General features: G+C 61.2%; 15 protein-coding genes. 4 read left to right on the forward strand and 11 right to left on the reverse strand.

Features of this window, described 5'->3' with window-relative positions:
• Nucleotides 1-102 precede the first annotated feature (102 nt).
• Nucleotides 103-10,119 carry a non-ribosomal peptide synthetase gene (locus ACJ8HH_RS11260; protein WP_060451669.1) on the reverse strand — a complete coding sequence of 3,339 codons (10,017 nt, stop codon included), beginning with the start codon at nt 10,117-10,119 and terminating at the stop codon, nt 103-105.
• Nucleotides 10,120-10,647: 528 nt separating this feature from the next.
• Here ACJ8HH_RS11260 and pqqU point away from each other — a divergent pair.
• The 4 genes from pqqU (at nt 10,648) to ACJ8HH_RS11280 (ending at nt 15,885) form a co-directional block, all read left to right on the forward strand.
• Nucleotides 10,648-12,777, forward strand: coding sequence for a TonB-dependent receptor PqqU (pqqU, locus tag ACJ8HH_RS11265; protein WP_039565344.1), 2,130 nt, complete (start codon nt 10,648-10,650; stop codon nt 12,775-12,777).
• A gap of 147 nt (nt 12,778-12,924) precedes the next feature.
• Nucleotides 12,925-15,297: a glucose/quinate/shikimate family membrane-bound PQQ-dependent dehydrogenase gene (locus ACJ8HH_RS11270; RefSeq protein WP_060451670.1), complete on the forward strand. Its 2,373-nt coding sequence runs from the start codon at nt 12,925-12,927 to the stop codon at nt 15,295-15,297.
• A gap of 226 nt (nt 15,298-15,523) precedes the next feature.
• Nucleotides 15,524-15,709, forward strand: a complete 186-nt coding sequence (locus ACJ8HH_RS11275; RefSeq protein ID WP_033638531.1) for a hypothetical protein — start codon at nt 15,524-15,526, stop codon at nt 15,707-15,709.
• Nucleotides 15,706-15,885, forward strand: a complete 180-nt coding sequence (locus ACJ8HH_RS11280; RefSeq protein WP_033635123.1) for a hypothetical protein — start codon at nt 15,706-15,708, stop codon at nt 15,883-15,885. The genes ACJ8HH_RS11275 and ACJ8HH_RS11280 overlap by 4 nt, the downstream gene beginning before the upstream one ends.
• Here ACJ8HH_RS11280 and ACJ8HH_RS11285 read toward each other — a convergent pair.
• The 10 genes from ACJ8HH_RS11285 to ACJ8HH_RS11330 all read right to left on the reverse strand — a co-directional run bounded on the left by ACJ8HH_RS11285 (nt 15,850) and on the right by ACJ8HH_RS11330 (nt 24,342).
• Nucleotides 15,850-16,551, reverse strand: coding sequence for a helix-turn-helix transcriptional regulator (locus ACJ8HH_RS11285; protein ID WP_079656596.1), 702 nt, complete (start codon nt 16,549-16,551; stop codon nt 15,850-15,852). The two genes, ACJ8HH_RS11280 and ACJ8HH_RS11285, sit on opposite strands and share 36 nt — an antisense overlap.
• A 109-nt stretch (nt 16,552-16,660) precedes the next feature.
• On the reverse strand, nt 16,661-17,482 hold the full coding sequence (locus ACJ8HH_RS11290) for an MrpH family fimbial adhesin (protein ID WP_223181969.1): 822 nt from the start codon (nt 17,480-17,482) through the stop codon (nt 16,661-16,663).
• Nucleotides 17,483-17,555: 73 nt separating this feature from the next.
• Nucleotides 17,556-18,098, reverse strand: a complete 543-nt coding sequence (locus ACJ8HH_RS11295; RefSeq protein WP_371317395.1) for a fimbrial protein — start codon at nt 18,096-18,098, stop codon at nt 17,556-17,558.
• Nucleotides 18,099-18,112: 14 nt separating this feature from the next.
• Entirely contained in the window at nt 18,113-18,604 is a 492-nt protein-coding gene (locus ACJ8HH_RS11300; protein ID WP_050438937.1) for a fimbrial protein, read from the reverse strand.
• A gap of 15 nt (nt 18,605-18,619) precedes the next feature.
• Complete coding sequence (locus ACJ8HH_RS11305) at nt 18,620-19,102, reverse strand: fimbrial protein (RefSeq protein ID WP_033638535.1); 483 nt, start codon at nt 19,100-19,102, stop codon at nt 18,620-18,622.
• A gap of 21 nt (nt 19,103-19,123) precedes the next feature.
• Entirely contained in the window at nt 19,124-19,753 is a 630-nt protein-coding gene (locus ACJ8HH_RS11310; RefSeq protein WP_194243208.1) for a fimbrial protein, read from the reverse strand.
• Nucleotides 19,754-19,801: 48 nt separating this feature from the next.
• Nucleotides 19,802-20,560 carry a fimbria/pilus periplasmic chaperone gene (locus tag ACJ8HH_RS11315; protein WP_033635126.1) on the reverse strand — a complete coding sequence of 253 codons (759 nt, stop codon included), beginning with the start codon at nt 20,558-20,560 and terminating at the stop codon, nt 19,802-19,804.
• A 33-nt stretch (nt 20,561-20,593) separates the two neighbouring features.
• Nucleotides 20,594-23,119 (reverse strand): outer membrane usher protein, encoded by a 2,526-nt coding sequence (locus ACJ8HH_RS11320; protein WP_060451671.1) that lies wholly within the window; start codon nt 23,117-23,119, stop codon nt 20,594-20,596.
• Between the two features lie 61 nt (nt 23,120-23,180).
• Nucleotides 23,181-23,726 (reverse strand): fimbrial protein, encoded by a 546-nt coding sequence (locus ACJ8HH_RS11325; RefSeq protein WP_033647884.1) that lies wholly within the window; start codon nt 23,724-23,726, stop codon nt 23,181-23,183.
• 91 nt (nt 23,727-23,817) lie between these two features.
• Entirely contained in the window at nt 23,818-24,342 is a 525-nt protein-coding gene (locus tag ACJ8HH_RS11330) for a fimbrial protein (protein WP_033635129.1), read from the reverse strand.
• Nucleotides 24,343-24,782: the final 440 nt, after the last annotated feature.

Below are 24,782 nucleotides of genomic sequence, written 5' to 3' on the forward strand. Positions count from 1 at the left end.
GCCGCCTGACGCGGCGCCGCTCCGGTGTGATGACTGTAAAACACGGTTGGCACCATGACTATGGGGCGAAATACGCTTGGGCTTATGAGCCAGGCTCATGAATCAAACGTCATCGTTGAGCGCTTGGCCGATCGCCTCCTCACACAGCAGGATGTTATGGTGATGACAAGCCAGCGGGATGACCCTCAGCCGCTCACAGACCGCGCCTAGCCCATTATCCGCCACCGCCAGCAGCGGCGCCGTGACCGCCTCCGGCAACTGCGGGTTCCTCTCCGTCGCCTTAAACAGCGTCACCTTGGTGGTCTGCAGCCTGCGGCTCAGACTCCCCTCAGACAGCCGCCGTTCCGCCTGCCCCGCGGCCATGGCGCGTGTAGCCGCCTCGCCCTCGATGCCCAACGCCGGCAGCAGCTGATCCAAGGGCAACTCCGCCGTAGCCTGCCGGTAGAAGCTGTCCAGCAGATACAGTTGCACGTTACGGCAGCCACGCGCCTCCAGGCGGGCGGCAATCTCCAACGCGATAATGCCCCCCAGCGACCAACCGAGAATGCGCACCGGCCCGGCGCCTTGCAGCAGACCGGCGGCGATCATCTCGTTCAGATACCGTTCGGCCAGATCGCCGAGCGAGTCGATGGCGGGTTGATGGTAAAGGTTATGGTTATCGACGCCATAGCAGTTGAATCGCCCCTGCAGCGGCTGGGCGAAAGCGTGGAATGCCTCCGCCCCTACCAGCGCCGGATGGATCATCCATACGACGGGCGCGCCCTCTGCCCAGCGGTTAAGCGGCAAGACCAGGCGGCGTTCGTTGGCGGCCAACAGGTTTTTCAGCGTGCGACTTTGCAACAGCTGCACCACCGGCACCGGCGCGGCCATCAATTCGCCCATGCCGACACACAGGGAAATGGCCTTGATCGAGGTGCCGCCCAGCAGGAAGAAATCGTCCGTCATGCCGACCTGTCCGCACTGCAGCGCCGCCTGCCACAGTGCACACAGCTGCTGTTCCAGCTCGTTCGCGGGAGCGACATAAACCTGCGGTTCGCTCGCCGCAGGCGCAGGCAACGCCTTGCGATCCAGCTTGCCGCTGGAGTTGTGCGGCAACGCTTCCAGCCGCATCAGCGCCGCAGGCAGCATGTACAACGGCAATTGCCCGCTCATAAAGGCCAACAGCGCCGATTCATCCAGCGGCGCCTCGCTGACGTAATACAGCGCCAGGCGCTGCCGATGCGCCTCCGACAGCACGACGGCGCAACAGGATTTGATCGCGCCGAACGCCAGCGCACATTGCTCGACCTCGCCCAGTTCAACGCGGTAGCCGTTGATTTTCACCTGAAAATCCATACGGCCGAGGAACTCCAGGTTGCCGTCCGGCAAATAGCGGCCGGCGTCGCCAGTGCGATAAAGCCGCTCCCCCAGCTCCGGATGGTAGATGAATTTCTCTTCGGTCAGCGACGGATTGCGGTAATAACCGCGCGCCACGCCGATCCCACCGATGTATTGCTCCCCCGGCAAGCAGGGCGGCAGCACGCGCAGATGACGATCCAGCACGTAAAAACGCTGATGGGCCATCGCCTGACCGTAAGGCACGCTGGGCGCCAGGATCGGCGTCTCCGGGATGTCGTACAGGATCGACCAAATGGAGCTCTCGGTCGCGCCCCCGGCGCTGACGACTCGGCACCCCGGCCGCCATTGACGAATGCGCGCCGGCAGTTGGCGGGAGATCACCTCGCCCACCAGCACCACGTTGCGCAGCTGCGGCCACTGCGCCTGCGACGCGGCGGATTCCAACTGCTCTACCAACAGCGTCATCACCGAAGGCGCAGAGTTCCAGAAGGTCACGCCCTGAGTCATCAACAGCCGATGCCAGGCCTCAGGCTGATAGCGTTCGGTTTCGGACGGCATCACGATAGCGCCGCCCACCGACAGCAGGCCGAAAATATCGAACACCGAAATGTCGAAACTCAGCGCGCTGAGCGCCAACCCGCGATCGTCCGCGCCGAGTTCCAGCTGGCGCAAGGTATCGATGATGCTGTTCACCGCGCCGCGATGTTCTATCGCCACCCCTTTCGGCGCGCCGGTAGAGCCGGAGGTGAAAATGACATAGGCCAGCGCGGAAGGCGCCGGCAAGACAGGCTCTCCCGGCGCCGCCGGCGGTAACGCCGTGACGGCCCCCTGCGGATCGATGGTCAACAGCCTGGCCTCGCCGCTGGTCGCCCACTCCCGGCTGCTGAGGATAATTCGGGTCTGCGACTGCGCGACGATATCCAGGCGGCGGCGTTCCGGCCAGGCGCCGTCCAGCGGCAAATAAGCCTTGCCGGCCATCAGAATCGCCAGCACCGCAATGATTTGCGCCCGCCCTTTGTCCACCATCACCGCGATGGTATCGGCGCGCATGTCCGCGTGCTGACGCAGCTGCAGCGACAGCGTCAGCGCGCGCCGATACAGCTCACCGTAGCTCAGTTCGCCCCATTCATCGACGATCGCCAGCCGTTGCGGATGGCGCTCGGTCTGACGGATGAAATCATGATGGATGGCACGCTCAAAATCGTAGGCCGACGGACAGGATTGATGGAAGGCGCGTTGCCGCGCCATTTCACTCTCCGAGACCAGCGCCAACTGGCTGACGCGCTGCTCCCCGTGATTGACGATCTGCGTGAGGATGGTCAGATAATACTCGCCCAACAGCGCCAGCGTGGCCGGTGAGAACAATGCGGTGGCATAGTTGAAGATCGCCCTGCCGCCCTGCGGCGCCGGCTGTATGCTCAGCGTCAAATCGAATTTGGCCGCCTGGTAGTGCGCCAGCAGATCCTGCGGCGCCAGCCAGGCCGGCGCATCCCCCACTTCCTCCAGCGCGAACAGCGCCTGGAACAGCGGATGGCGCGACAGATCGCGCGGCACCTGCAGCAGCTCGATCAGCTGATCCAACGGCAAATTCTGATGCCGTTGCGCCTGCAGCACGCCGTCAAAGACCCGGTTTACATAGTCGTTCAGCGACGCCGCATCGTCGATCTGCGAACGCAGCGGCAGCGTGTTGACGAAGAACCCGATCGCCGAGCGGGTCTCCGCCACCGGCCGGTTGGCGACCGGCGTGCCGACCAGAATATCTTGCTGGCCGCTGAAGTAACCGAGCAGCAGGTTAAAGGCCGCGAGATACAGCGCAAACGGCGTGACGCCTTGGCGCCGGGCGAACTGCGTCGCCTGCATCGTCAGGGCCTCCGGCAGCGCGATGACGTGGTTGGCGCCGCGATGATCGAAGCGGGCCGGCCGCACGAAATCGAGCGGCATTTCCAGCGTCTGCCATCCATCCAGCGCTTGTCGCCAATATGCCTTCGCCTCATCCGCCTGAGCGGATTCCAGCCAGCGCCGCTGCCAGACGGCATAGTCGCCATAGTGCAACGGCAACGCCGCCAGCCCGGCCTCTTGCCCTTGCCGCTGCGCCTGATACAGCACGTCCAGCTCCTGCAACAGCACCGGCTGCGACCAGCCGTCAAACGCCAGGTGATGCACCAGAATCAGGCTGTAAGTCACCCACCCGCCATCCGGCTGCGCCACCCGGTAAACGGCTGCCCGGATCGGCAATTCCGCCCCCAGCGCGAACGGCCGGTCGATATCCTGCCGCAGCCTGTCCGGCCAGTGCGCCGCCGCCAGCGTCACGCGCTCCAGCGAAAGCGTCAGTTCACAGGCGCGGGCGACGGCGCTTTGGGATGGCATCTGGACAATCAGGCTGTGCAATACCTGATGCCGGGCGACCACCGCCTGCAAACTGCGCTCGTAAGCCGCCAGGCACACCCCGTCGCCGAGACGGAACAGCATCGGCACGTGGTAGAGATTGCCGCCGCCGTTCAAATTCTCGATAAACCACAGCTGCAGCTGTGAAGAAGAGAGCGGATACTCGCGCTGCCGCAGCGGCGGGATCGACACCGGCGCGGCGCCCTGCTCCTGTTGCGGCAACGCGCGGCACAGCGAGCGGATCGTCGGGAAGCGCCCCAGCTCGCTCAGCGTGACCTCGCGCGCCAGCCGCCGGCCGATCTGATAGCAGGCCTGGATAGCCAGAAGAGAGTTGCCCCCCAGCGAGAAGAAATTGTCCTCCACGCCGATATCCTGCCGCTGCAGCAGATCGCGCCACACCGCCAGACAAGCGTTCTCCCATTCGCTCTGCGCCGCGACAAACTCACGCGCCGCCCTTTCCGGCTGCGGCAACGCCTGTCGCGCTATCTTGCCGTTTTCGGTCAGCGGCAGCTGCGCCAACTGCATCAGCGCCTGCGGCACCATGTAAGGAGGCAGTTGGCGGCTCAAATGCTGAGCTAGCGCCTGAGGGGCGATCGCCTCATCGGCAACGTAATACGCGGCCAGGCAGGGCTGCGGTTGCGTGACGAGCACGCAGCAACAGGCGGTCACGCCCGGATAGGCGAGCGCGGCATGTTCTATCTCCCCCAGTTCGATGCGATAGCCGTTCAGTTTGATCTGCTGATCTAGGCGCCCCATAAACTCCACGTTGCCATCCTCCAGCCATCGGCCCGCATCACCGGTGCGATACACCCGCTCCTGCAGCTCGTCATGCCAGAAGAAACTCTCGGCGGTGCGTTGCGGATCGCCGTAATACCCGCGCGCCAGGCCTTCCCCCGCCAGATAGATTTCGCCTCGGACACCCGGCGCGGCGGGCCGCCGCCCGGCATCCAGGATATAGCAACGCTGGTGCGGCAACGGTTTGCCGTAAGGAATGCTGACCGACCGAATTTTCTGACCGCGCGGCACTTCGTACAGCATGGTGAAGATCGCCGCCTCCGTAGCGCCGCCGGCGCTGCAAAAACGGCCGTGCGGCGCCCAGGCCAGGCAGCGTTCCGGCAGCGAGGTGGCGATCCAGTCGCCCCCCACCATCACCGCCCGCAGCGCCGGTGCCGGCCCAGCCGTCAACCCCGCCCCGTTCACATAATCCAGCAACAGCTCCATCAGCGCCGGTGCGCTCAGCCATTGCGTCACCCGATGGGTCATCATCAGCTGATACCAGGCCTGCGGATTGGTCCGATCCCGCTCGGCTGGCATCACGACCGCGCCGCCGGCGCTCAACGGGCTGAAAATGTCGAAGATCGCCAGATCGAAGCTCAACGCGCTGAGGGCCAGGCTGCGATCCCGCTCGTTGAGGCCGAAATACCGCCGCACGCCTTCCAGCATATTCACCGCGCTGCGATGTTCGATCGCCACGCCTTTCGGGGTACCGGTCGATCCCGAGGTGAAAATGATATAGGCCAGGCTGTCGGGCCCGGCATCCAGCGCCGGCAGGCGCTGTTCCGGCAGCGGCAGCTGCGCCGCCAGCCCTGCGGCATTCAGTTCGATCAGATTGATCTCGGCGCAGGCCCAGGGCGCATCGCTGAGCAGCGTATTGATGCCGGCCTGCGCCATCACGTTCAGCCGCCGCTGCGGCGGCCATGCCGCCTCCATCGGCAAAAACGCCTTGCCGCACATCAGCGCCGCCAGCAGGGCTACCGGCTGCCGGCGCCCCTTGTCGGCGATGACGGCGATGGCGTCACCGGTCATCCGCCCTTGCACGCGCAGCTGAGTGGCAAGCGTCAGCGCCGCCGCGTGCAGCTCACCGTAAGTCATTTCGCCCTGCTCGTCGACAACCGCCACGGCCTGCGGATTGCGCCGCGCATGCTGCACGAAGTCCTGTTGCAGGCTGCGTTCAAACGCATAGCCGAAGGCGGGCGACGCCGGCAGCGCCTGGCTCTGCGGTTGCAGACGGATATTTTCCAGCGGCCAGTCGTCGTGGTGCACCATCTGCTGCAACACGGCGAGATAGTAGCCGGCCAACCGATCCATCGACGCTTTGCTGAACAGCGCCGAAGCGAAGTTGAAGCGCGCGCGCATCTGCTCCCCCTGCGGCGTTAGCGTGAGCGTGAGATCAAACTTGGCGGTGCGTTCATAAGCGCTCAGGTCGACCACCGACAGCCAGTCCGGGCGCGCCAGTGCGCCTCCTTCGCTCTCCAACGCGAACATGACCTGGAACAGCGGATGGCGCGAAAAATCGCGCGGCAGCGCCAGGTCGTCCACCAGCGCTTCCAGCGACAGCGTCTGATGCTGCTGCGCCTGCAGCGTCGTGGCCGCGACCTGCCGCACAAACTCGACGACGCGATGGCGCGGGTCGATCTGCCGGCGCAAAGGCAGCGTATTGACGAAGAACCCGATCAGATTCTCCAGTTCAGGGCGGCTGCGGTTGGCCAACGGCGTGCCGACCATGACATCGTTCTGGCCGCTGTAGCGGGACAATAGCAACATGAACCCCGCCAGCATCACCGCATGCAGCGTCACCCCCTCTCTGCGCGCCAGCGCATCCAGCGCCTTCACCAGCGCCGCCGGCAACGGCACTTCGCTGTTGTCTCCGCGCTCGTCGAAGACCGCCGGCCGCAAAAAGTCCAACGGCACCGAGAGTTGCTGGCAGCCCGCCAGCGCTTGCCGCCAAAAGGCCAATTCTTCCGCCCGGCGCTGCACATTTTCCGGCGCTTGTTGCCAGCACGCATAGTCGAGGTATTGCAACGCAGGCTCTGTCGCCTCACGCCACGTTCCCCGATAGCGCGCGTCCAATTCCTGCAGCAGCACCTCAAGCGACCAGCCGTCAAAGACGATGTGATGGAACACCAACAGGCAAACGGTCGTTTCCCGCTCCGCCGCATCGCGGTAACGGTAGCGCGTGGCGCGCAGCGGCAGCTCGCTCGTCAAATCCATCGGCTGGCTGCAGGCTTGCGTCAGCGCGGCGTCAAATTCATCGGCGCTCAGCGTTAGCACAGGCACCGGCAACGCGGTGTCGCTGACCCACTGGCTGGCTTCGCCCCGATCATTCTGGCGAATTAGGCTGCGCAAGATCTGGTGGCGCTCGACGATCGCCTGCAGGCACTCCGCAAAACGTTCGTCATCGATATCCGGCGACAGCCGTAGCAGCACCGGCGACAGATAATGCGTGGCGTTCACCGACAGTTGCTGAACAAACCACAGCCGCGACTGCTGAAGCGACAGCGGCGCCTCCCGCAGCCCGCCGGAGAGGATCGGCAGCTCGTCCGGCGGCGCCTGACGCTGGGCAGCGATGTGCTCGCTCAGCGCGGCCACCGTCGGGTGCTGATTCAACGTTAGCACCGAGATCTTCGCCCCCGGCAGTTTATTCACTTCGTGGCACAGCCGGATCGCCATCATGGAGTTGCCGCCGAGGCGGAAGAAGTTGTCATCCACGCCGACATCGCCCCCCAGCAGCCGATTGAACAGTGCCGACAGGCGAATCTCCAGCGGCGAACACGGCCGGCGAAACGCCGTTTGCGGCTCGATCGGCAAAGGTTCTGGCAATGCCCGGTAATCGACCTTGCGGCTCACCGTCAGCGGCAGCGCCGCCAGCGCCCGCATCGCCGAGGGCAACATGTAGTGCGGCAGCTGCGCCGCCAGCCGTTGCAAGATGTCGCCGGCCTCCGGCTCCGCGCCAGGTTGCGGCACATACCAGGCCGCCAGCTGATCCGCCGTGCCGGGACGCAGGCTCACCACCGCCTCGGCCACCTCAGGCAGCGCGCGCAGCTGCATTTCTATCTCGCCCAATTCGATGCGATAGCCGTTGATCTTGATTTGCTGATCGTGCCGTCCGAGGTACTCCAGACTGCCGTCGGCCAAGCGCCGCACTCTGTCGCCGGTGCGGTACAGGCGCCGGTACGGCTCACGCAGTTCAAAAGGATTGGCGGTGAACGCGGCCTCCGTCAACGTCGGCAGGTTCAGGTATCCGCGCGCCAGACCGACGCCGGCCAGGCACAGCTCGCCTTCCGCCCCCAGCGGCAGCAAGTTATCGTTCTCGTCAACCACATAGCAACGCATGTTGGCGATGGCGTGGCCGATATTGCGTGCGCCGTTGCGGCGATAAATATTCAGGCTGGCGCTGACCGAAGCTTCGGTCGGGCCATACATGTTGGCGACCTGCATGCCGCGGGCCAGGTAATGGTCGAGCGCTTCCTGCGCGCTCGCCTCGCCGCCGGTCGCGAGATAGCGCACCGAAGCCGGCAATTCAGGGAAGGCGCCAAGCAGCGCCGGCGGCAGGAAGCAGGCCTCGATGCACCAGGCCGCCATCTGTTCGCACAACAACGCCGGATCTCGTCGCTGCGCTTCGCTCGCGATGAACAGCCGGTGGCCGTTGCCCAGGGCCATGAACACCTCAAAGACGTGCGCATCAAAGGCCAGCGACGCGAACTGCAGGCAGTTGAGCGCATCCGGCTCATTGCGCAACAAACGCTGCGTATGGCCAAGCACCATGTTGGCCGCACCCCGGTGTTCGCACAGCGTGCCCTTTGGCCGCCCGCTGGTGCCGGAGGTGTAAATCACGTAGGCCAACTGCCGGGCGTCCACACGCGGCAAGCTCGCGGCGTCCGCGTCGGCGAGCGGTTCATCCGCCGACAGGCAAAGATCGCCCGGCGCCAATCGCTGCGCCGCGGCCTGCAACGCGCTTTCGGTCAGGACGATCGGGCTGTTCACCTCTTGCAGGATATAATCCAGCCGCTGCGCCGGCGCGGCGGGATCCAGCGGCACATAGGCACCGCCCGCCTTCATGATGGCCAGCATCGCCACCACCGCCTCCGCGCTGCGCTGCAGATACAGCGGGATCAGCGTCTCCGGCGGCATGGCCACGCCGCGCAGCCGTTGATACTCCGCCCGCAGCCGCAGCGCCAGACGATCGCTGCGCTGCGCCAGCTGGCGGTAGCTGAGCGATCCTTTGGCGTCGGTCACGGCGATGCGTTCCGGGTGACGGCGCGCCTGGCGGGCCAGGCCGTCGAGCAGCGTCGCTTCCGCGTCGGCCGTTGCAGGCCCGCTCTCCCAGGCGTCGCGGCAGCGCAAAACCTGTTGCGCCGTCAGCTGCGGCCAAGCGGCAATCGGCGCATCCGGTTCGGTTAATGCGCGCTGCAATAGCCAGAGATACTGCTCCGCCATCTCCGCCATCTGGGTCGCGTCGAACAGATCGGGGCGGTAGCGCAGGCGAAACTCAAAGGCCTGCTCGGTGGGCTGATACTCCAGCAGCAGTTCCGAACCGGCCAGATCGACATTGAACCGGTGATTGACGCCAATGCGACACCCCTCGAGCGCCAGCGGCGCATCTTTCAGGTAAGCCTGGGTAAAGTTGACGTTCAGCTGACGCACCGGACTGAGGCTCAGCATGTCATAAACCGGTAATTGGCTGTGCCGCAGCTTGCCAGCCACCTTGAGCGCTTTGCTGTAGGCCAGCGTCGCTCGGTACAGCTGATTGAACGTGGCTCCCGGGGCGAGGGTCAAGGGAAACACCGCAGTGTTGACCTGTGCGCCGAAGAACAGCGCCTCGCCGCCCTCCGGCGCGATGGGATAACCGATATGCACCGTTTCCTGCGCAGATTGTCGGGCGATCAGCAGCGCCCACAGCGTTTTGAAGATCAGGAAAGGATTGGCATACCTGACGCCGGATTTCAGCGCTTGCCACTCAGCGAACGGCAACGCAAAGCGCACTTCGCCGGCGCCGGGCGCTTCGGCCGCTGCGCCGGGGAGATAAGGCAACGCCACGCGCGGGGCGCATTCGGCCAGCATGTCGCCCCAGAATGACGCGGAACCGAACTCGTGTTTCAACGCCGCGATATCCGCCTCATAGCGCCGGTACAATGTGCTGATGTCCGTTTCATCCGCCTGCGGCGGCGTCACCGCCGTGCCGCGATTGTAATAGGCGGAAACGGCGCTGTAGAACTCCTGTCCGGACAGGCCGTCGATCAGGATGTGATGAACGACAATGATCAGGTTATAGCGCTGCGGAGCCAGCTCAATCAGGTAGAAGCGGCACAGCGGCCCTTCCCGGAGATCGAACGGCGTGTTGATTAACTTACCGACATCGCAATCGGCATCGAGCGTTTCCAGCGCAATTTTTTTCGCCGACCTTACCCAGCGTAATTGCGAGGCGCTGTCATCCAGAACGTGGTGAAACAGAATATAGTCACGGCAAACCCCGTCGATCGCCGCGCGCAGTCGGCCGACGTCCAATTCTCCCTCAATCGTCTGATCCAGCACCAGGTTGTACTCGCAGGAGTGTGGATTGAGCATGTACTCATTCCAAAATGTGTGGGTATAGGGTGAAGCGATGAGCGCGTCCATAAATCAATTCCCTTTTAATATATTCCGTAAATATATAAATAGATATTTATGCATGACATAAATACCGTAAGCGTTATACGATTGAGCTGTTAACTGAAAACCTAAAAAACATAAGAGGGAATATTATTTTATTTTTATAAAAAATAAAGCCACAAAAATACAAATAAATAAATATGATAAAAATCAATCAGATAAAATAGATTTTTATTTTCCACTAATGAATTAACCACATTGCATTCATTAATAAAATAAATGAGATAAACAAATTAAAAAAACGAATAGGATTATGTTTAAGATAAGCCAGGGTGATTTAAAAACGCCCAGCACATCGCTATTGAATAGAGAATTTTCTTAATTGAAAACACGCCTCTTTCGGCTGCGCTATTCCAAAGCATACGATATCGGAATATCCTATACTCTTTGCAGGATGCAGTTTCCTTCCCCTTGAATGCCGGTACAGGGAGTCAAAAATGGCTATTTTCGCCCCCTTGCGGGCAACTCTTTCAGCATTATTGGCAGAATTATCTGATGAATAAAAAACGTCCCGCCTTGACCCCGGCAACCCTGTTATTGCTACAGCCGATCTATATCGGCTCGGCCCTGGCGGCGGAGCAAAAAGACAGCGACACCCTGGTGGTGATGGCGCAACCCACCGGATTGACGGAGCTGGGGTCGCCGGTCTCCGTCAGCGTGATCGACGGCGAAGACCTGCGCAACGCCGCGCCGCAGATTAACCTGTCGGAAAACCTCGGCAGCGTGCCGGGCCTGCAGATCCAAAACCGGCAAAATTATGCGCAGGATCTGCAGCTGTCGATACGCGGGTTCGGTAGCCGCTCGATGTTCGGCGTGCGCGGGGTGCGCATGTACGTCGACGGCATTCCCGCCACCATGCCCGACGGCCAAGGGCAAACCTCCAATATCGACATCAATTCCGTCGAACGCATCGAGGTGCTGCGCGGCCCCTATTCCGCGCTGTACGGCAACGCCTCGGGCGGGGTCATCAATGTTGACACCATTACCGGCACCCAGCCGCCGACGCTGGAGGCCGGCGGCTATTTCGGCAGTGACAACACCTGGCGCTACGGGGTGAAAGCGACCGGCGCCACCGGCGACGGCACCCAGGCCGGCGACGTCAACTACGCCATCTCCGGCACCCGCTTTACTACCCAGGGCTACCGCGATCACAGCGCCGCGCGGAAAAACCTCGGCAACGGCAAGCTCGGCGTGCGGCTGGACGACGTCAGCACCCTGACGCTGATGTTCAACAGCGTCTCAATCGATGCCGGCGATCCGGGCGGCCTGACCGAGGCGGAATGGAAGGAAAACCCGCGCCAGGCGCCGCGCGCGGATCAATACAACACCCGCAAATCGCTCGACCAGACCCAGGCCGGCTTGCGCTATCAGCGTCAGATGAGTGAACGCGACGAACTGACCCTGACCGCCTACCACGGCGAGCGCCACACCACGCAGTACCAATCGATCCCGATGGGGCCGCAGCTCAACCCCACCCACGCCGGCGGGGTGATCGTGCTGGAAAGAAAATATCAGGGCATTGACACTCGCTGGAAGCATGAGGATACTCTCGCATCGTTACCGGTAACACTGATCGGCGGTCTGGATTATGAAACCATGACCGAACGCCGGCAGGGGTTCGAAAACTTTATTCTGCGAGACGGCACAGTGGACTACGGCGAGAAAGGCGACCAGCGGCGCAACGAGAAGAACCGCATCTGGAACCTGGATCCTTACCTGCAAACCTCCTGGCAACTGACGCCGCACTGGACGCTGGATGCCGGCCTGCGCTACAGCACGGTCAGCTTCGACTCGACCGACTATTACATCACGCCGCGCAACGGCGACGACAGCGGCAGCAAGCGCTACCACCAGTGGCTACCGATGGGCTCGCTCAACTACAAGATCAATCCGGCGTGGAACCTTTATCTCTCCGCCGGCCGCGGCTTTGAAACCCCCACCATCAACGAGCTCTCATACCGCCCCGACGGCCAGGCGGGCCTCAACATCGGCCTGCAGCCGTCTACCAGCGACACCGTCGAGCTGGGCAGCAAGCTGCGCCTCGGCAACGGCCTGGTGAGCGCCGCCCTGTTCCAGACCGAGACCGACAACGAACTGGTGGTGGCGGAAAGCAGCGGTGGGCGCACCAGCTATGCCAACGCCGGTAAAACCCGGCGGCGCGGCCTCGAGCTGGCGCTGGATCAGGAGTTTGCGCTGGACTGGCGCCTGAATATGGCCTGGACGCTGCTGGACGCCACCTACCGCAGCGATATGTGCGGTAAATCCGGCTGTACCCCCGCCGGCAATCGCCTGCCGGGCATCGCGCGCAATATGGGCTACGCCTCGCTGGCCTGGGCGCCGCCGGAAGGCTGGCACGCCGGCGCGGAGCTGCGCTACATGAGCGACATTCAGGCTAACGACGCCAACAGCGCGCAGGCGCCCTCTTACACCGTGGCCGGCGTAAACGCCGGTTATCGCTTTACCTGGAACCGCTGGGCGCTGGACGTCTTCAGCCGGGTAGACAATGTGTTCGATCGCCGTTACGTCGGTTCGGTGATCGTCAACGAAGGCAACGGCCGCTATTTCGAGCCGGCGCCGGGTCGCAACTGGGGTGGCGGCGCCACCTTGTCTTACCGCTTTGAATAAGGCAAAGCACCTTAAGGTTAAAAAACGGGATGGGTTTTACGTCACCCTAGCGGCTTCCCGCTGAAATATTAGGGAGAAACCGCGTGTTTTTTCCGATTTGGCTTAATCTCTAAATCGGGGACTTTCATTTTTGGTAAGGGTATTGCTATGCAAAATAAAGCGTCACTATCGCCGCTTATCGTCATAACGGCGCTATTTGCCGCGCTGAGCGGGCTTTATCTGCTCGGCGGCGGCATTTGGCTGGCCAAGTTGGGCGGTTCGCTGTATTACATCATCGCCGGGCTGGTGCTGCTGGCGACCTCCTGGCTGCTGTTCCGCCGCCGCGCCACCGCGCTGCTGCTGTACGCGGTGTTCCTGCTGGGCACCACTATTTGGGCCCTGTGGGAAGTCGGCCCGGACTTCTGGGCGCTGACGCCGCGTCTGGACGTCACCTTCTTCTTCGGCCTGTGGCTGGTGCTGCCGTTTATCTATCGTAAGCTGGTCGCCAACGGCAAGTTCGCCTACGGTGCGCTGAGCGCGGCGCTGGCAATCACCGTCATCGCGCTGGCCTATGCCGTATTCAACGATCCGCAAGAGATCAACGGCACTCTCGACGCCGCGCAGGTGCAGCCGAAAGACGCCAACGGCGCCGACTGGCCGGCCTATGGCCGCACCCAGGAAGGCACCCGTTACTCGCCGCTGAGCCAGATCAACGACAAAAACGTTGGCCAGCTGCAAGAGATTTGGCGTTTCCAGACCGGCGATCTGAAGACCGCCAACGATCCGGGTGAGATCACCAACGAAGTCACGCCGATCAAGATCCGCGATACCCTTTACATGTGTACGCCGCACCAGAAGCTGTTCGCGCTGGATGCCGCCACCGGTAAAGAAAAGTGGAAATTTGATCCGCAGCTGAAGTACAACCCGACCTTCCAGCACATCACCTGCCGCGGCGTGTCTTACCACGAAACCGCTGCAGCCGCGGGCGCCGCCGGCGATGCCGCACCGGCGATGTGCGCGCGCCGCATCATTCTGCCGGTCAACGACGGCCGCCTGTTCGCGCTGGACGCCGACACCGGCAAACCGTGCCCGGACTTCGCCAACAACGGCGAGTTGAACCTGCAGAGCAACATGCCGTATGCGACGCCGGGCCACTACGAGCCGACTTCGCCGCCGGTGATCACCGATAAAGTGATCGTCATCGCCGGCGCCGTGACCGACAACTACTCCAACCGCGAGCCTTCCGGCGTCATTCGCGGCTTCGACGTCAACAGCGGCAAGCTGCTGTGGGCCTTCGATCCGGGCGCGAAAGATCCGAACGCCATCCCGGCGGACGAGCATCACTTCGTGCCGAACTCGCCGAACTCCTGGGCGCCGGCCGCCTATGACGCCAAGCTGGATATCGTCTATCTGCCGATGGGCGTTTCCACGCCGGACATCTGGGGCGGCGATCGCACCCCGGAAATGGAGCGCTACGCCAGCGGCCTGCTGGCGCTGAACGCCTCAACCGGCAAGCTGGCCTGGTTCTATCAGACGGTACACCACGACCTGTGGGATATGGACGTGCCGGCGCAGCCGACCCTGGCGGACATTACCGACAAGAGCGGTAAAAAAGTGCCGGTCATCTACGTGCCGACCAAAACCGGCAACATCTTCGTGCTGAACCGCACCAACGGCGAGTTGGTGGTGCCGGCGCCGGAGAAACCGGTACCGCAGGGCCCGGCCAAAGGCGACCGCCTGTCGCCGACCCAGCCGTTCTCCGAGCTGACCTTCCGTCCTGAGAAGAAACTGACCGGTGCGGACATGTGGGGCGCGACCATCTATGACCAGCTGGTCTGCCGCGTGATGTTCCACAGCCTGCGTTACGAAGGCACCTTCACCCCGCCGTCCGAGCAGGGCACGCTGGTGTTCCCGGGTAACCTCGGCATGTTCGAGTGGGGCGGCCTGGCCGTCGATACCGATCGCGAAATCGCCATCGCCAACCCGATCGCGCTGCCGTTCGTGTCCAAGCTGATCCCACGCGGCCCAGGCAACCCGATTGAGCCGCCGGAAGGCGACAAGGGCGGCAGCGGCACCGAGTCCGGCGTGCAGCCGCAGTATGGCGTACCGTTCGGCGTGACCCTGAACCCGTTCCTGTCACCGTTTGGTCTGCCGTGCAAACAGCCGGCCTGGGGTTACATTTCCGCCGTGGATCTGAAAACCAACGACATCGTGTGGAAAAAACGCATCGGCACCGTGCGCGACAGCTCACCGCTGCCACTGCCGTTCAAAATGGGCATGCCGATGCTGGGCGGCCCGGTGACCACCGCCGGTAACGTGTTCTTCATCGGCGCCACCGCAGACAACTACCTGCGCGCCTTCAGCGTGACCAACGGTGAAAAACTGTGGGAAGCACGCTTGCCGGCCGGCGGCCAGGCGACGCCGATGACCTATGAGGTCAACGGCAAGCAGTACGTGCTGATCTTCGCCGGCGGCCACGGTTCCTTCGGCACCAAGCTGGGTGACTATCTGGTCGCTTACGCCCTGCCCGACCAGAAGTAACCGCTGCAGTTAATACCGCGCAAAGCACGCCGCAAGGCGTGCTTTTTCTTTTCCCGCCCCGCCGACTGCCCCTCGTAATACCCTTAATTTTTTACTCTCAATATTGATAATGGTTATCATTCGCAATATTATGAGTGCGTGGCCCCGGCAGCGGCCCGAAATCCTTCTCTAGCTTAATGGGCAATACAACGATCGGCCGCCTGCGGGCGGCTTTATTCGGAGGCGCATGGTCGACCATACTCGGAAGCATCGAAAGAAAATTCTGCAAGCGGCGGTGAAGACGCGGCGCGCCGCTCTGCCGCTCGCGGCGAACTCCCCCGCCACTGCGCATTTTATTGGTTTGCCCCATCAGACGGAGGCCGTGCTGGTGCACCTGGTCGGCCATGATGACGCACAAGAGGAGCATGAATGAACCTGCAGCCCTTTACCGCCATGCTGATGTTCGCCTACGTGCTGTTGATGGTGCCGCTGCTCTACATCATCGACAGCCGGCTGAGCGCCAGCAAACTGGTGCGCAAAGCCACACAAAACGTCATCATCATCGTGTTGACGCTACTGTTCTTCAGCGCGATGACGCTGCTGTATTGACGCCGCAGCGGTTCCGGCGCCAAGCCGCGCACCTGAACCGCACCCCTCTCCTCGCGACCGCTCTACGGTTTTCAGGCCCCCTTGCCGCAGCCAGTGGTATAAATCGACGTTGCGCTTGAACCCCAGTTTTCTCATCGCTGCCTGTTTGTGGTTACTGACGGTCTTCACGCTCAACGCCAAATAACGCGCTATCGCCGTCGGCGGCATTTCCCAGGCCAGATAGCGCATCACATCCTGTTCGCGGCGGGTAATGCGCTGCCGCTCGCACCAATAACAGCGGCGCGCTTCGCTATCAGACGTCTGCAACGCCAGCGCCTGTTCCACCCGGCTCAGCACGAGGCCGATCGTATCGTTGCGAAAGATCACACCCGATTCGCTGATGCAGCGCGGCTTGTCGCGCCAACGGGTGTCATCCGGCGCACGCAGAGAAAAATTAATCTGTTTACCGCCCTCCGCGGCACGCAGGCAGAATCGCGCCTGCCAATCCCTTTCCACGGACTGGAACACCATATCCGCCTGCGCCGCCGCGGCGGGATCCAGCAATCGAACCGGAATCGCCCTGCGGGCAAAATAAGACAGCAGCACCCGCTGCAGCCCTTCAATAAAAAAGCGGTCGTTATCGATGAACGCCAGGGACAGACTATTTCCCATCGGTACCTTCTCCATGAAATCTCCCTTTTCGCACCCAGATGCACGTCATCCTTTCCGCTTATCAGCGCTAACAAGACCGATGACGGCCTTGCGGTGATACGCGGCCTTAAGCGCGACCAAGCGGCTACGGCAGCGCCAGAATGGCGACCGACTGCCCAGAGTAATCACCGGCTTTGACCGTTCCGGTCACGCCGAGCGTTGAAGTGACCGGCAACGTGATGCCGCTCGTGTCGGCAGTGAACGGATACCCCTGATTGCCCAACACGCCATTGATGCGCAGCGTGCTGTAGACGCCCGAGTTGTTGCCCAGATCCAAACGGCCGCTGCTGCCGGTGCGGATATACATGACGATATTCATCTTCTGCGAACACACCACCCGCAGACTGCCGCGCGCGGTATTACCCGCCAGTTCAGTGTCCTGCAGCACGCCATGGTTCAAATCGAGCTGCTGCTCATCAATGCCGCACACCCCGACCGGCGGCGGCGCGATGCCGCAGACGCTGCTGGGCATCAGGCGCGCATTGCTCCCCGTTACCGCGGAACCGGAGCGCGTGTTGTAAAACAACCCGACGCACTCCTGAGTGATCGACTCCCCCACGTGCGAAGTGCTCCCCTGTATCGGCAACGGATAGATGCTTTGATAAAAACGGCTGAGCTCGCCCATCGTCGCCAATTGAGTAATTTGCGGATAACGCGTCGAGCCGACAACGTAGGCAGACGGTGACACCGAAGATGTGCCCCCGGTGTTGGTGCTGGTATGCCGGTGGTTAATGCCGATGGCGCAATTTGCCTGCTGATAGCAGGGATTGGGCGACAGGTCGTCCATATCCCAGCTTTCAAGCACGAACTTATAGCTAGCGTTGGAGGGAGAGCCGGTGCTTTGGGTGACGTACGAATAGATTTGTGCCGAGCACAGCCCCGGCGCCAGGCCAAGCAGTAGAGACATCCATCTGAAGTGAGCACGCTGCATCGCGTCAGGTCCTTATTCTGTTTTGCCGAATACCGGGCCGGCTCGGCGTTTATTGATAGTCCAGGTTGAAAGTCGCAATGGCGTTGAACGCGCCGCGACCGATGGTCTTCTTCGCCAGCGCCTCCGGTTCGCCCCGCACATAAGCCTGCACGGCGATCACCGTACTGCCGTTCTGCAACGGGTATTTGCCGCCGGCGCTGTTGAGCGGCAATGGCCGCCCTTGCGCGGTTTCCATGCCGATGGCGATCCCGCTGGCCTCGCTGCTCGCCGCCAGCGCCAACAACCCCGGCAACTGCGGGTTTTCCTCGCCCTTGAAGGTGATCGACACCGTTTTTCCCAGACTCAGATCGCATTCGGACAGCCGCAGCTCGAACGGTTGGCTCAACGTGCGCTGGTTCAGGTACAGGTATTTGTCGACCACGGTGCCGAAATCCAGTTGGATATCTTCGTCGCCCGGCTGAATGACACAGGGCTCCGCCACCAGCGCGCCGTGCATATACAGATTGTCCGCCGCTCGCACCATGCCGCTCGCGCCCAGTGAAAACAGCAACAGCCCCGCCGTCGCCCAGCGGCGTCTTGGCGTCATTTTCATACGTGTTCCCTCCTTCACTGGTAGTCAGCCTGCAGGGTCGCCGTGGCGTCGAACGCCCCTTCCGTCAAGGTTTCCCCCGCCTTGCCGACCGGCACCGCTTCCAGCACCGGCGGCTTGAGCGGATCGATGGGCAGCGAACTGCCCACTTTGAATGGCGCAGCATTTTGGTAAATGCGAATGCCCAGATAACGGTGATTGGTTTGCACCGCCGCCTCATCGAAAGACGTTGCCGTGCCGTTCAGGCGCAACATCATGTCCCACTTGCCGATCCCCGGCTCGCAGGTAATGCGATAGCCGATGGTTTGCCGGTAATTCACGCCGTCGACCTTATTGATACCGACGCGATCGCCGAAATCCACATCGATCACGCCATCATCGTTGATGGTGCAGGGCGGCGGCTCGATCAGCGTACCGCGGAACTGCATATCGACCGTTTTTTCCGCCCAGGCGAAGTGGCACACCACGCCGGCGCACAGCAGCACGCTCGCCGTTAAACGCTGTTTCATGCTCTAGCTCCTGCGTTACTGATAGTCCACTTTCATCGTCGCGCCGGCGGTGAATTCACCCGCCGTCAGTTTGGCAGTGGCCGATTTCACCGGCACCGCCTCAAGCGTCGGCGTGACGGGATAGGTAAAACTCAACCACTGATTGATCGGCCAGCGGCCGCCCCCGTGAAGCAGCGCGATGCCCAGCCCGTCCTGGCTGGTGCGCAACAATTGACCGTCGAAACCGGCCGCCGCCCCCTGAACCTGCAATTTGAGAGCGTTGCTGCTCTGCCCGTTGCACGTCAGCGTATAGTTCACCGGCCGCCGATAGTTGCTGCCGTCGATCCGGGTGGTCATCACTTCATCGCCGAAATTCACCTCGATAGGCTGCCCACCGTTGATAACGCAGGGAGGGGAAAGCACGGTGACCCGCACGTTCACCAAGGTGTTCGCCTCAGCCGACAGTTGAACCAGCGCCAACAGCCCCGCCAGCCAGAGCGCCGTTCGGCTTCGTTTCATCATCTGCGCCATCTCGCCGCCTCAGTCATAACTCAGCCTAAAATCCACCGCAGCCCGATAAGCGCCGGCCATCAACGGCGCCGCGGTTCGCTCCGGCGCGACGGTGTAGCTCAAGGTATTCTGCCCCGGCGTCAGCATCAGCGGCTCACCGCGGCTGCCCAGGCGAACGTCGCGGCCGCGGCCGTCCAGCAGGCGCAGCCCCAGACCAGACACGCCCTGCGCTTTCACCAACTGTGGGTTGTCCATATCCGCCGGCGCGCCGAAGCTGACCGTCACCGCCGGTTGGTTCGGCGCCCAGGTCAGTGCGCCGGTGCGCGCATCGCGCTGGCTGGTCGAGGCGCGCAGACAATCTTGCAGACGCAGCTCGAACGCCACCGGCAGCCCGCGATCGCCGGCCTGCCGCAAGCGTGCGGTGCCGGTTTCCCCCAGCCAAATATCCTGCCGCGCGCTGGTCATCTCCAACCGACAGGCACTCTCCGTCAGCGCGCCGCGCACCTGCAACACGCCGTTGGCGCCTTCCACCTGCCAGTTGTCGGCCGCGACGGCTTTCGGCAATAGCAGCGGCAACATCAGCGCCAGGCCGCCCATCGCGGCGTAATAGCGCCATTCGCAGCGCTGCGGCAGGCTGTCCTTTTTCAGTTTTCGTTTCATCCTTTGCACCTGAGTCACTCTCCCGTCGATAACGGCCTGAACAGAGGGTTATGAAGCCGGTTTCTTTTCCGGCACCACTTTGCAACTGCCGCCGCTGCAGCTGAAACTGAGCTGCGGCCGGCCGCCGTAGTCGTTGATATAGGTCAGCACCGGGCTGCCGCCCAGGGCCGCCGCGCTCACGGTCAGCCGCGCATTGCTCTTGGGCGCGATCATGAAGGGCTCGAAACCCTGCGCGCCTTCGCCGTGCTTTTTGCTCCCGGCATCGACAATGGTGATGTAATAAGGGGTCGGGTTATTGACCTGATAGCCGTCTCCCTGCCGCGTCAGTGTCAGTTGCTCTTGCCACGGCGTCGCCATGTCGGCGCGGCTCGGCACGATCGCCGTCGGCCGGTAAAACAGCTTGATGCGCGTTTGCAGCGCGATCTGCAGCGTGTTCGGTTTGTCGCTCTTCGGCGGGATCTCGCGCAAATTGAAGTAGTACAGGCTCTCGCGATCCTGCGGCAGCTGTTTGGCCGCCGGCAGCGCCTGAATCTTTATCTGGCTCGGTTTGCCCGGCTCGATGCGCTGCACCGGCGGCAGCACCACCAGCGGGCTCTGAATCTTGTTGCCCTGCTCGTCCTCCAGCCAACCCTGCGCCAGATACGGCAGCTGTTTGTTCTGGTTGCTGAGGTTCAGGCTGACCGAGCTCTGGCCGCCGTCAAAGATCACCCGGGTGCGATCGAGCGCGATCGCCGCCGATGCCTGCTGCGACATCGCTGTGCTCAACAGGGCGATCGCCGCCGCGGTCTTCAGGGAAATGTTCTGCATGTTGTCGATTACTCCAGATTCAGAATGATGAATTTATTCAGCCGGGGCGAGCGGCCGGCAAGGCAGCAACAATGTGCGCATCAGCATGTCGGCCGGCAGCGAAGACGGCAGCTGTATTTGGCACTGTGCGGCACCATTCCAGTGGACCGTCATGGTTTCACCGGCGTTGATGCCGCTCAGGTAGACGCTGCCGCCGTCGTTGACGATGCCGGTTTCCTGTTTGCGGGCGTTCAACACCGTAGCGCCGAACGGCGGCGTACTGCCGTCCGCCAGTTTGACGATCGCCATTGCCTTCTCACCGGCGATCACATCGAACTTGCGGTAGCCAATCGCCCCTTCCGTCAGGGTGGCCTGCACCACCGATCGGGTGGCCTCGGCGTTGTCTCCCAGCTTGTTCAGATCGATGCTGGCCTTGTTGCGGTAATAGCTGTTGACGTCCGCCACCACCGCCTTGCCGAAGCGGTTGGTGCTCACGGTGCTGCCGTAGCCGCGCACCGGTACCCCGGCTACGCCGTTGGTGTCCAGCAACAGGCGCGTACCGCCCATAACGGTAGAGCGATGCAGCGCGCCGCCTTCCTGCGTGACGGTCATCCCTCCCTGCGCGGACAGGCCAACGGCGCTGTAGCGCCCGGCCTGATAGCTGGCGTTGGCGCTCAGACGCGCCACGTCGCCCTCGTGGTTGTAGTAGCCGTTCAAATTGGCGCCGCTACGCGCGCTGCCGGCGCTCACCTGATAGTTGTTGTGTTCGTCGACGCGGTTGTAGTACCCCACGCGATGAGTGTTGTCGTTGCGATTCACCGTGGTGTTGTAGCTGAGAGTGGCACCATTGCCCCACGGCATTGACAGCGACAGATACATGCCGTCGTCGTTGGTCTCGTTGTAACGGTTGCGATAAGCCGACAACGACAGGCTCAGGTTTTTGAAGTCGCCGATGTCGAAATAGCGCGACGCCGTCAGGCTGTAACGGTCATTGGCCGGGCGATCCCAATAAGTCTGATGGTTGTAGTTGAGGTAGGTGCTCAACCCCCAGTCGCGGAACTGCTTGTTAAAGGTGATGGTGTACATCTCCTTGTTGTTGCCGACCCGATTACCGTAATAACGCGCGTCGAGGTATTCGCTCATGCTCATGTAGTCTTCTTGCGAGAAACGGTAGCCGGCGAAGGTGACCTGGCTGTCCAACTCATCGAAGGTTTTCGAATAGCTCACCCGGTAAGAACCGCCGCTCAGCGTTTTTTCCTGCTGCGGCAGGCGCGCCCGCGATTGGGTGGCGTCGAACGACAGCGCGCCGAACATCATCAGATCGCGCCCCACGCCCAGCGAAAGGGCGTTATAATCGCCGCCCGCCAACGCGCCGCCATACAACGACCAGCCGTTGCTGATGCCCCATGAGAATTCGCCGGTGCCAAACAGCGGCCCGCGAGCGTGGTGTTGCCAGTCGGACGGCTTGCCCGCCGCCAGTTTGAAACGCCACGAGCCCGGGCGGGTCAGATACGGAATGCTGGCGGTGTTCATCTTGAACGCCTGTACGCTGCCGTCCTGTTCTTCCACCCGCACATCCAACTCGCCGGAGATGGCGTCATTGATGTCCTGAATACGGAACGGCCCCGCCGCCACCTGGGTTTCATAAATGACCCGCCCCTGCTGACTGATGGTCACCTTGGCGTTGGTTTTGGCCACGCCGACCACCTCTGGCGCATAGCCGCGCAGGTTGGGCGGCAGCATATTGTCGTCGGAGACCAGACTCGCGCCTGAAAAACGGAAGCTCTCGAAAATGCCCGAATCCAAATAGTCTTCACCCAGCGTCAGGCGCGAACGCAGCGCGGGGATGGCGCGGTAGGCGTAATAGCGGCTCCACTCCAACTTCTTATCGGTAGGCTGCCCGACACCGGTTTGATGGTTAAGCTGCCCCTGCCAGTCGGCGCGCAGACGCCAGGCGCCGAGGTTGGCGCCGGCGGTACCGTTGCCGCTGACGCTATACTCGCGAGTGCCCTCCTTTTGCTGATGCCGGCTTTGAGCATTGAGGTTATAGTCGAACAACAACCCCGGAATGCCCTCATCCCAGCGCGACGGCGGATCCCAGTCTTCCGAGCTGTACTCCATATAAGCTTGCGGCACGCTCAGATAGAGCGCAGCCGTCGCAAGATCGCCGCGCGACGCCATGCCCTTCAGGCTGGATTCGTCCAGACACTCACCCTGATGCCACCAGCTGAGCGATCGCATCATCTCTTGCTTCAGCCCCAATTGTTCGACCAACGCTTTGGTGATGCAGGCCCGGCTGCCGTCCGGATCGCTGTCCGGCGGATAAAACGATATTTTTTGCTCCGGCAGTTCGTTTTTATTGATATGAACCACCATGCTGTAACTCCCCGGCATAATGTAGCCGCTGCGGGAAAATTGGCTTAGGTCGATATTTTTCCGATCGTTAACATCCAGAATGTCGGCATTAAATTGAATACCGTCTTCAGCGTAAACACGCGTTGATGAACTTCCCAGTGCCAGCGTGATACATAACCCCAAAACCTGAAATCGAAATAGCTTCCCAGCAGGTGATAACATCATATCCCTAACCTTTATCGTATATTTCCGTCGTTGCGGCCCACCGTAAGCCGTAATAAAAACTTCAGTAATAATCCAGCTTGAAGCGCACCGCAGAAAAATAGCTTCCGGCATGCAGCGGTTGCTTATTGGCGACCAGCTTGATGGAATAGTTGAGCGACATGCTTCCTGGTGAAATATCACCACGCGGCAAAGGCACGCCGGGCGCTGCGATATTTCCTTGGCCATCGGATATTTGCAGCGCCACACCCTTAGCGTCTCCGCGCACGCCGAATAACTCGCCATCGGCATCGCCGTCAAAAACAACCTGAAATTGCTTCCAGTTCGGCAAATTGGGCTTTGGCCGTTCAAACGTGCAGTTGATTAATTCGATGGTGAATGGGCGCGTATTGCCCTGTCCATCGCGCGCAATATTTCCCAGCGGCAACACATCCATATCGATAGTCTGATCGCGACTGCCGGCGGCAATGGCGCAAGCGGTATCGATAATGGCTCCTTGCATATTCACTCGCCCCCATCCCTGAACCTTGGGAGCAGCCTGAGTGGCCGGAATAACTAGCATGGTCATCAATATGCAAGGAGACACTAAATGGTAAATAAACCGGTTCATTGAACACCCCTGACAAATACCCTTCATCCTGGGAAAATGCATGCGGGATATCCCGCATGCATAAAAGACGTCACGCCAATGGCGATGAGACTTATTGGTAAGCCAGTTTGAAATCGGCTACGGCGGTGAAATCACCTGGAACCACGGTGGCGGAAGCGCCGTCACCCTGCAGGTAAGCGGCGAAGCGCAGCGTGTTGTTGCCGTCGTTCAACGTCTGAGGAGCCGTTGCGGTGCCCAGTTTGATCGGATTGCTCGCCATGTCGGTAATGGCGATGCTGGCGCCGCTGGCGGTACCGATGATGCCCAGCAGATCAGGGTTCGCGGCAGAAGCCTTGCCGTCAAAAGTGGTGGTGACGGTTTTCAGCGTGGAGGTGTCGCACTGTTCCAGTTTAATATCGAACTGACGCGGCGCTGATTTGCCGCCATTTTTCAGCGCGACATTGGAAATCTGCCCCATTTCCACAGTTTGATCGACCGATTCAGGCGCAATGGAGCAAGGAGCATCAATAATAGAACCGGTAAAAGTCACTTTGCCATGACCCTGATCGGCGGCATTCGCCAGAGAAGACACGCCAAACGCCAGAACAGTTGCCAGCATGATTTTGTTCAGTTTCATAATTCACTTATTCCTTTAATATTGTGTAAAAAGCGCAGGATTGCTCCCGTGCCTTTAACAGCCATTTATACATTCCAGAATGAATAACGGTATTAGTCTTCGCCAAAAAGAAAGACGTCGCAATTGTGAAATCGCGACTGTCAATTCATTACCACCCAATTAGGGTTATAAACGAATAGCTAAACAGGCAAAAGAAAAACACGCTTAAATAAAGATCGTCTAAAGACTTACCCTTCAGAGATATTTAAAATAAGTTCCGTCTTACCCGCTCATTTTGGCCTGGTTATTCTTACAAAAACACTCACACCTTGGAAAGCCATTTTAATCAAAACCAATAAATACAAAATATAAGCCCAAAAACCACGAGACGAATATATTTTTGCGAGACAACAGATCGTAAAAGCAATAACACCAGTCAATTGTATCGAAAAACATATTTT

It is taken from the genome of Serratia sp. CY32780 (assembly GCF_052169135.1).
Classification (GTDB): Bacteria; Pseudomonadota; Gammaproteobacteria; order Enterobacterales; family Enterobacteriaceae; genus Serratia; species Serratia sarumanii.

What these genes read in the sequence shown, in the direction of transcription:
- ACJ8HH_RS11260 (WP_060451669.1), bottom strand. Translation starts at nt 10,119, where the DNA reads ATGGACGCGCTCATCGCTTCACCCTATACCCACACATTTTGGAATGAG.
- pqqU (WP_039565344.1), top strand. Translation starts at nt 10,648, where the DNA reads ATGAATAAAAAACGTCCCGCCTTGACCCCGGCAACCCTGTTATTGCTA.
- ACJ8HH_RS11270 (WP_060451670.1), top strand. Translation starts at nt 12,925, where the DNA reads ATGCAAAATAAAGCGTCACTATCGCCGCTTATCGTCATAACGGCGCTA.
- ACJ8HH_RS11275 (WP_033638531.1), top strand. Translation starts at nt 15,524, where the DNA reads ATGGTCGACCATACTCGGAAGCATCGAAAGAAAATTCTGCAAGCGGCG.
- ACJ8HH_RS11280 (WP_033635123.1), top strand. Translation starts at nt 15,706, where the DNA reads ATGAACCTGCAGCCCTTTACCGCCATGCTGATGTTCGCCTACGTGCTG.
- ACJ8HH_RS11285 (WP_079656596.1), bottom strand. Translation starts at nt 16,551, where the DNA reads ATGGAGAAGGTACCGATGGGAAATAGTCTGTCCCTGGCGTTCATCGAT.
- ACJ8HH_RS11290 (WP_223181969.1), bottom strand. Translation starts at nt 17,482, where the DNA reads ATGTCTCTACTGCTTGGCCTGGCGCCGGGGCTGTGCTCGGCACAAATC.
- ACJ8HH_RS11295 (WP_371317395.1), bottom strand. Translation starts at nt 18,098, where the DNA reads ATGAAAATGACGCCAAGACGCCGCTGGGCGACGGCGGGGCTGTTGCTG.
- ACJ8HH_RS11300 (WP_050438937.1), bottom strand. Translation starts at nt 18,604, where the DNA reads ATGAAACAGCGTTTAACGGCGAGCGTGCTGCTGTGCGCCGGCGTGGTG.
- ACJ8HH_RS11305 (WP_033638535.1), bottom strand. Translation starts at nt 19,102, where the DNA reads ATGAAACGAAGCCGAACGGCGCTCTGGCTGGCGGGGCTGTTGGCGCTG.
- ACJ8HH_RS11310 (WP_194243208.1), bottom strand. Translation starts at nt 19,753, where the DNA reads ATGAAACGAAAACTGAAAAAGGACAGCCTGCCGCAGCGCTGCGAATGG.
- ACJ8HH_RS11315 (WP_033635126.1), bottom strand. Translation starts at nt 20,560, where the DNA reads ATGCAGAACATTTCCCTGAAGACCGCGGCGGCGATCGCCCTGTTGAGC.
- ACJ8HH_RS11320 (WP_060451671.1), bottom strand. Translation starts at nt 23,119, where the DNA reads ATGATGTTATCACCTGCTGGGAAGCTATTTCGATTTCAGGTTTTGGGG.
- ACJ8HH_RS11325 (WP_033647884.1), bottom strand. Translation starts at nt 23,726, where the DNA reads ATGAACCGGTTTATTTACCATTTAGTGTCTCCTTGCATATTGATGACC.
- ACJ8HH_RS11330 (WP_033635129.1), bottom strand. Translation starts at nt 24,342, where the DNA reads ATGAAACTGAACAAAATCATGCTGGCAACTGTTCTGGCGTTTGGCGTG.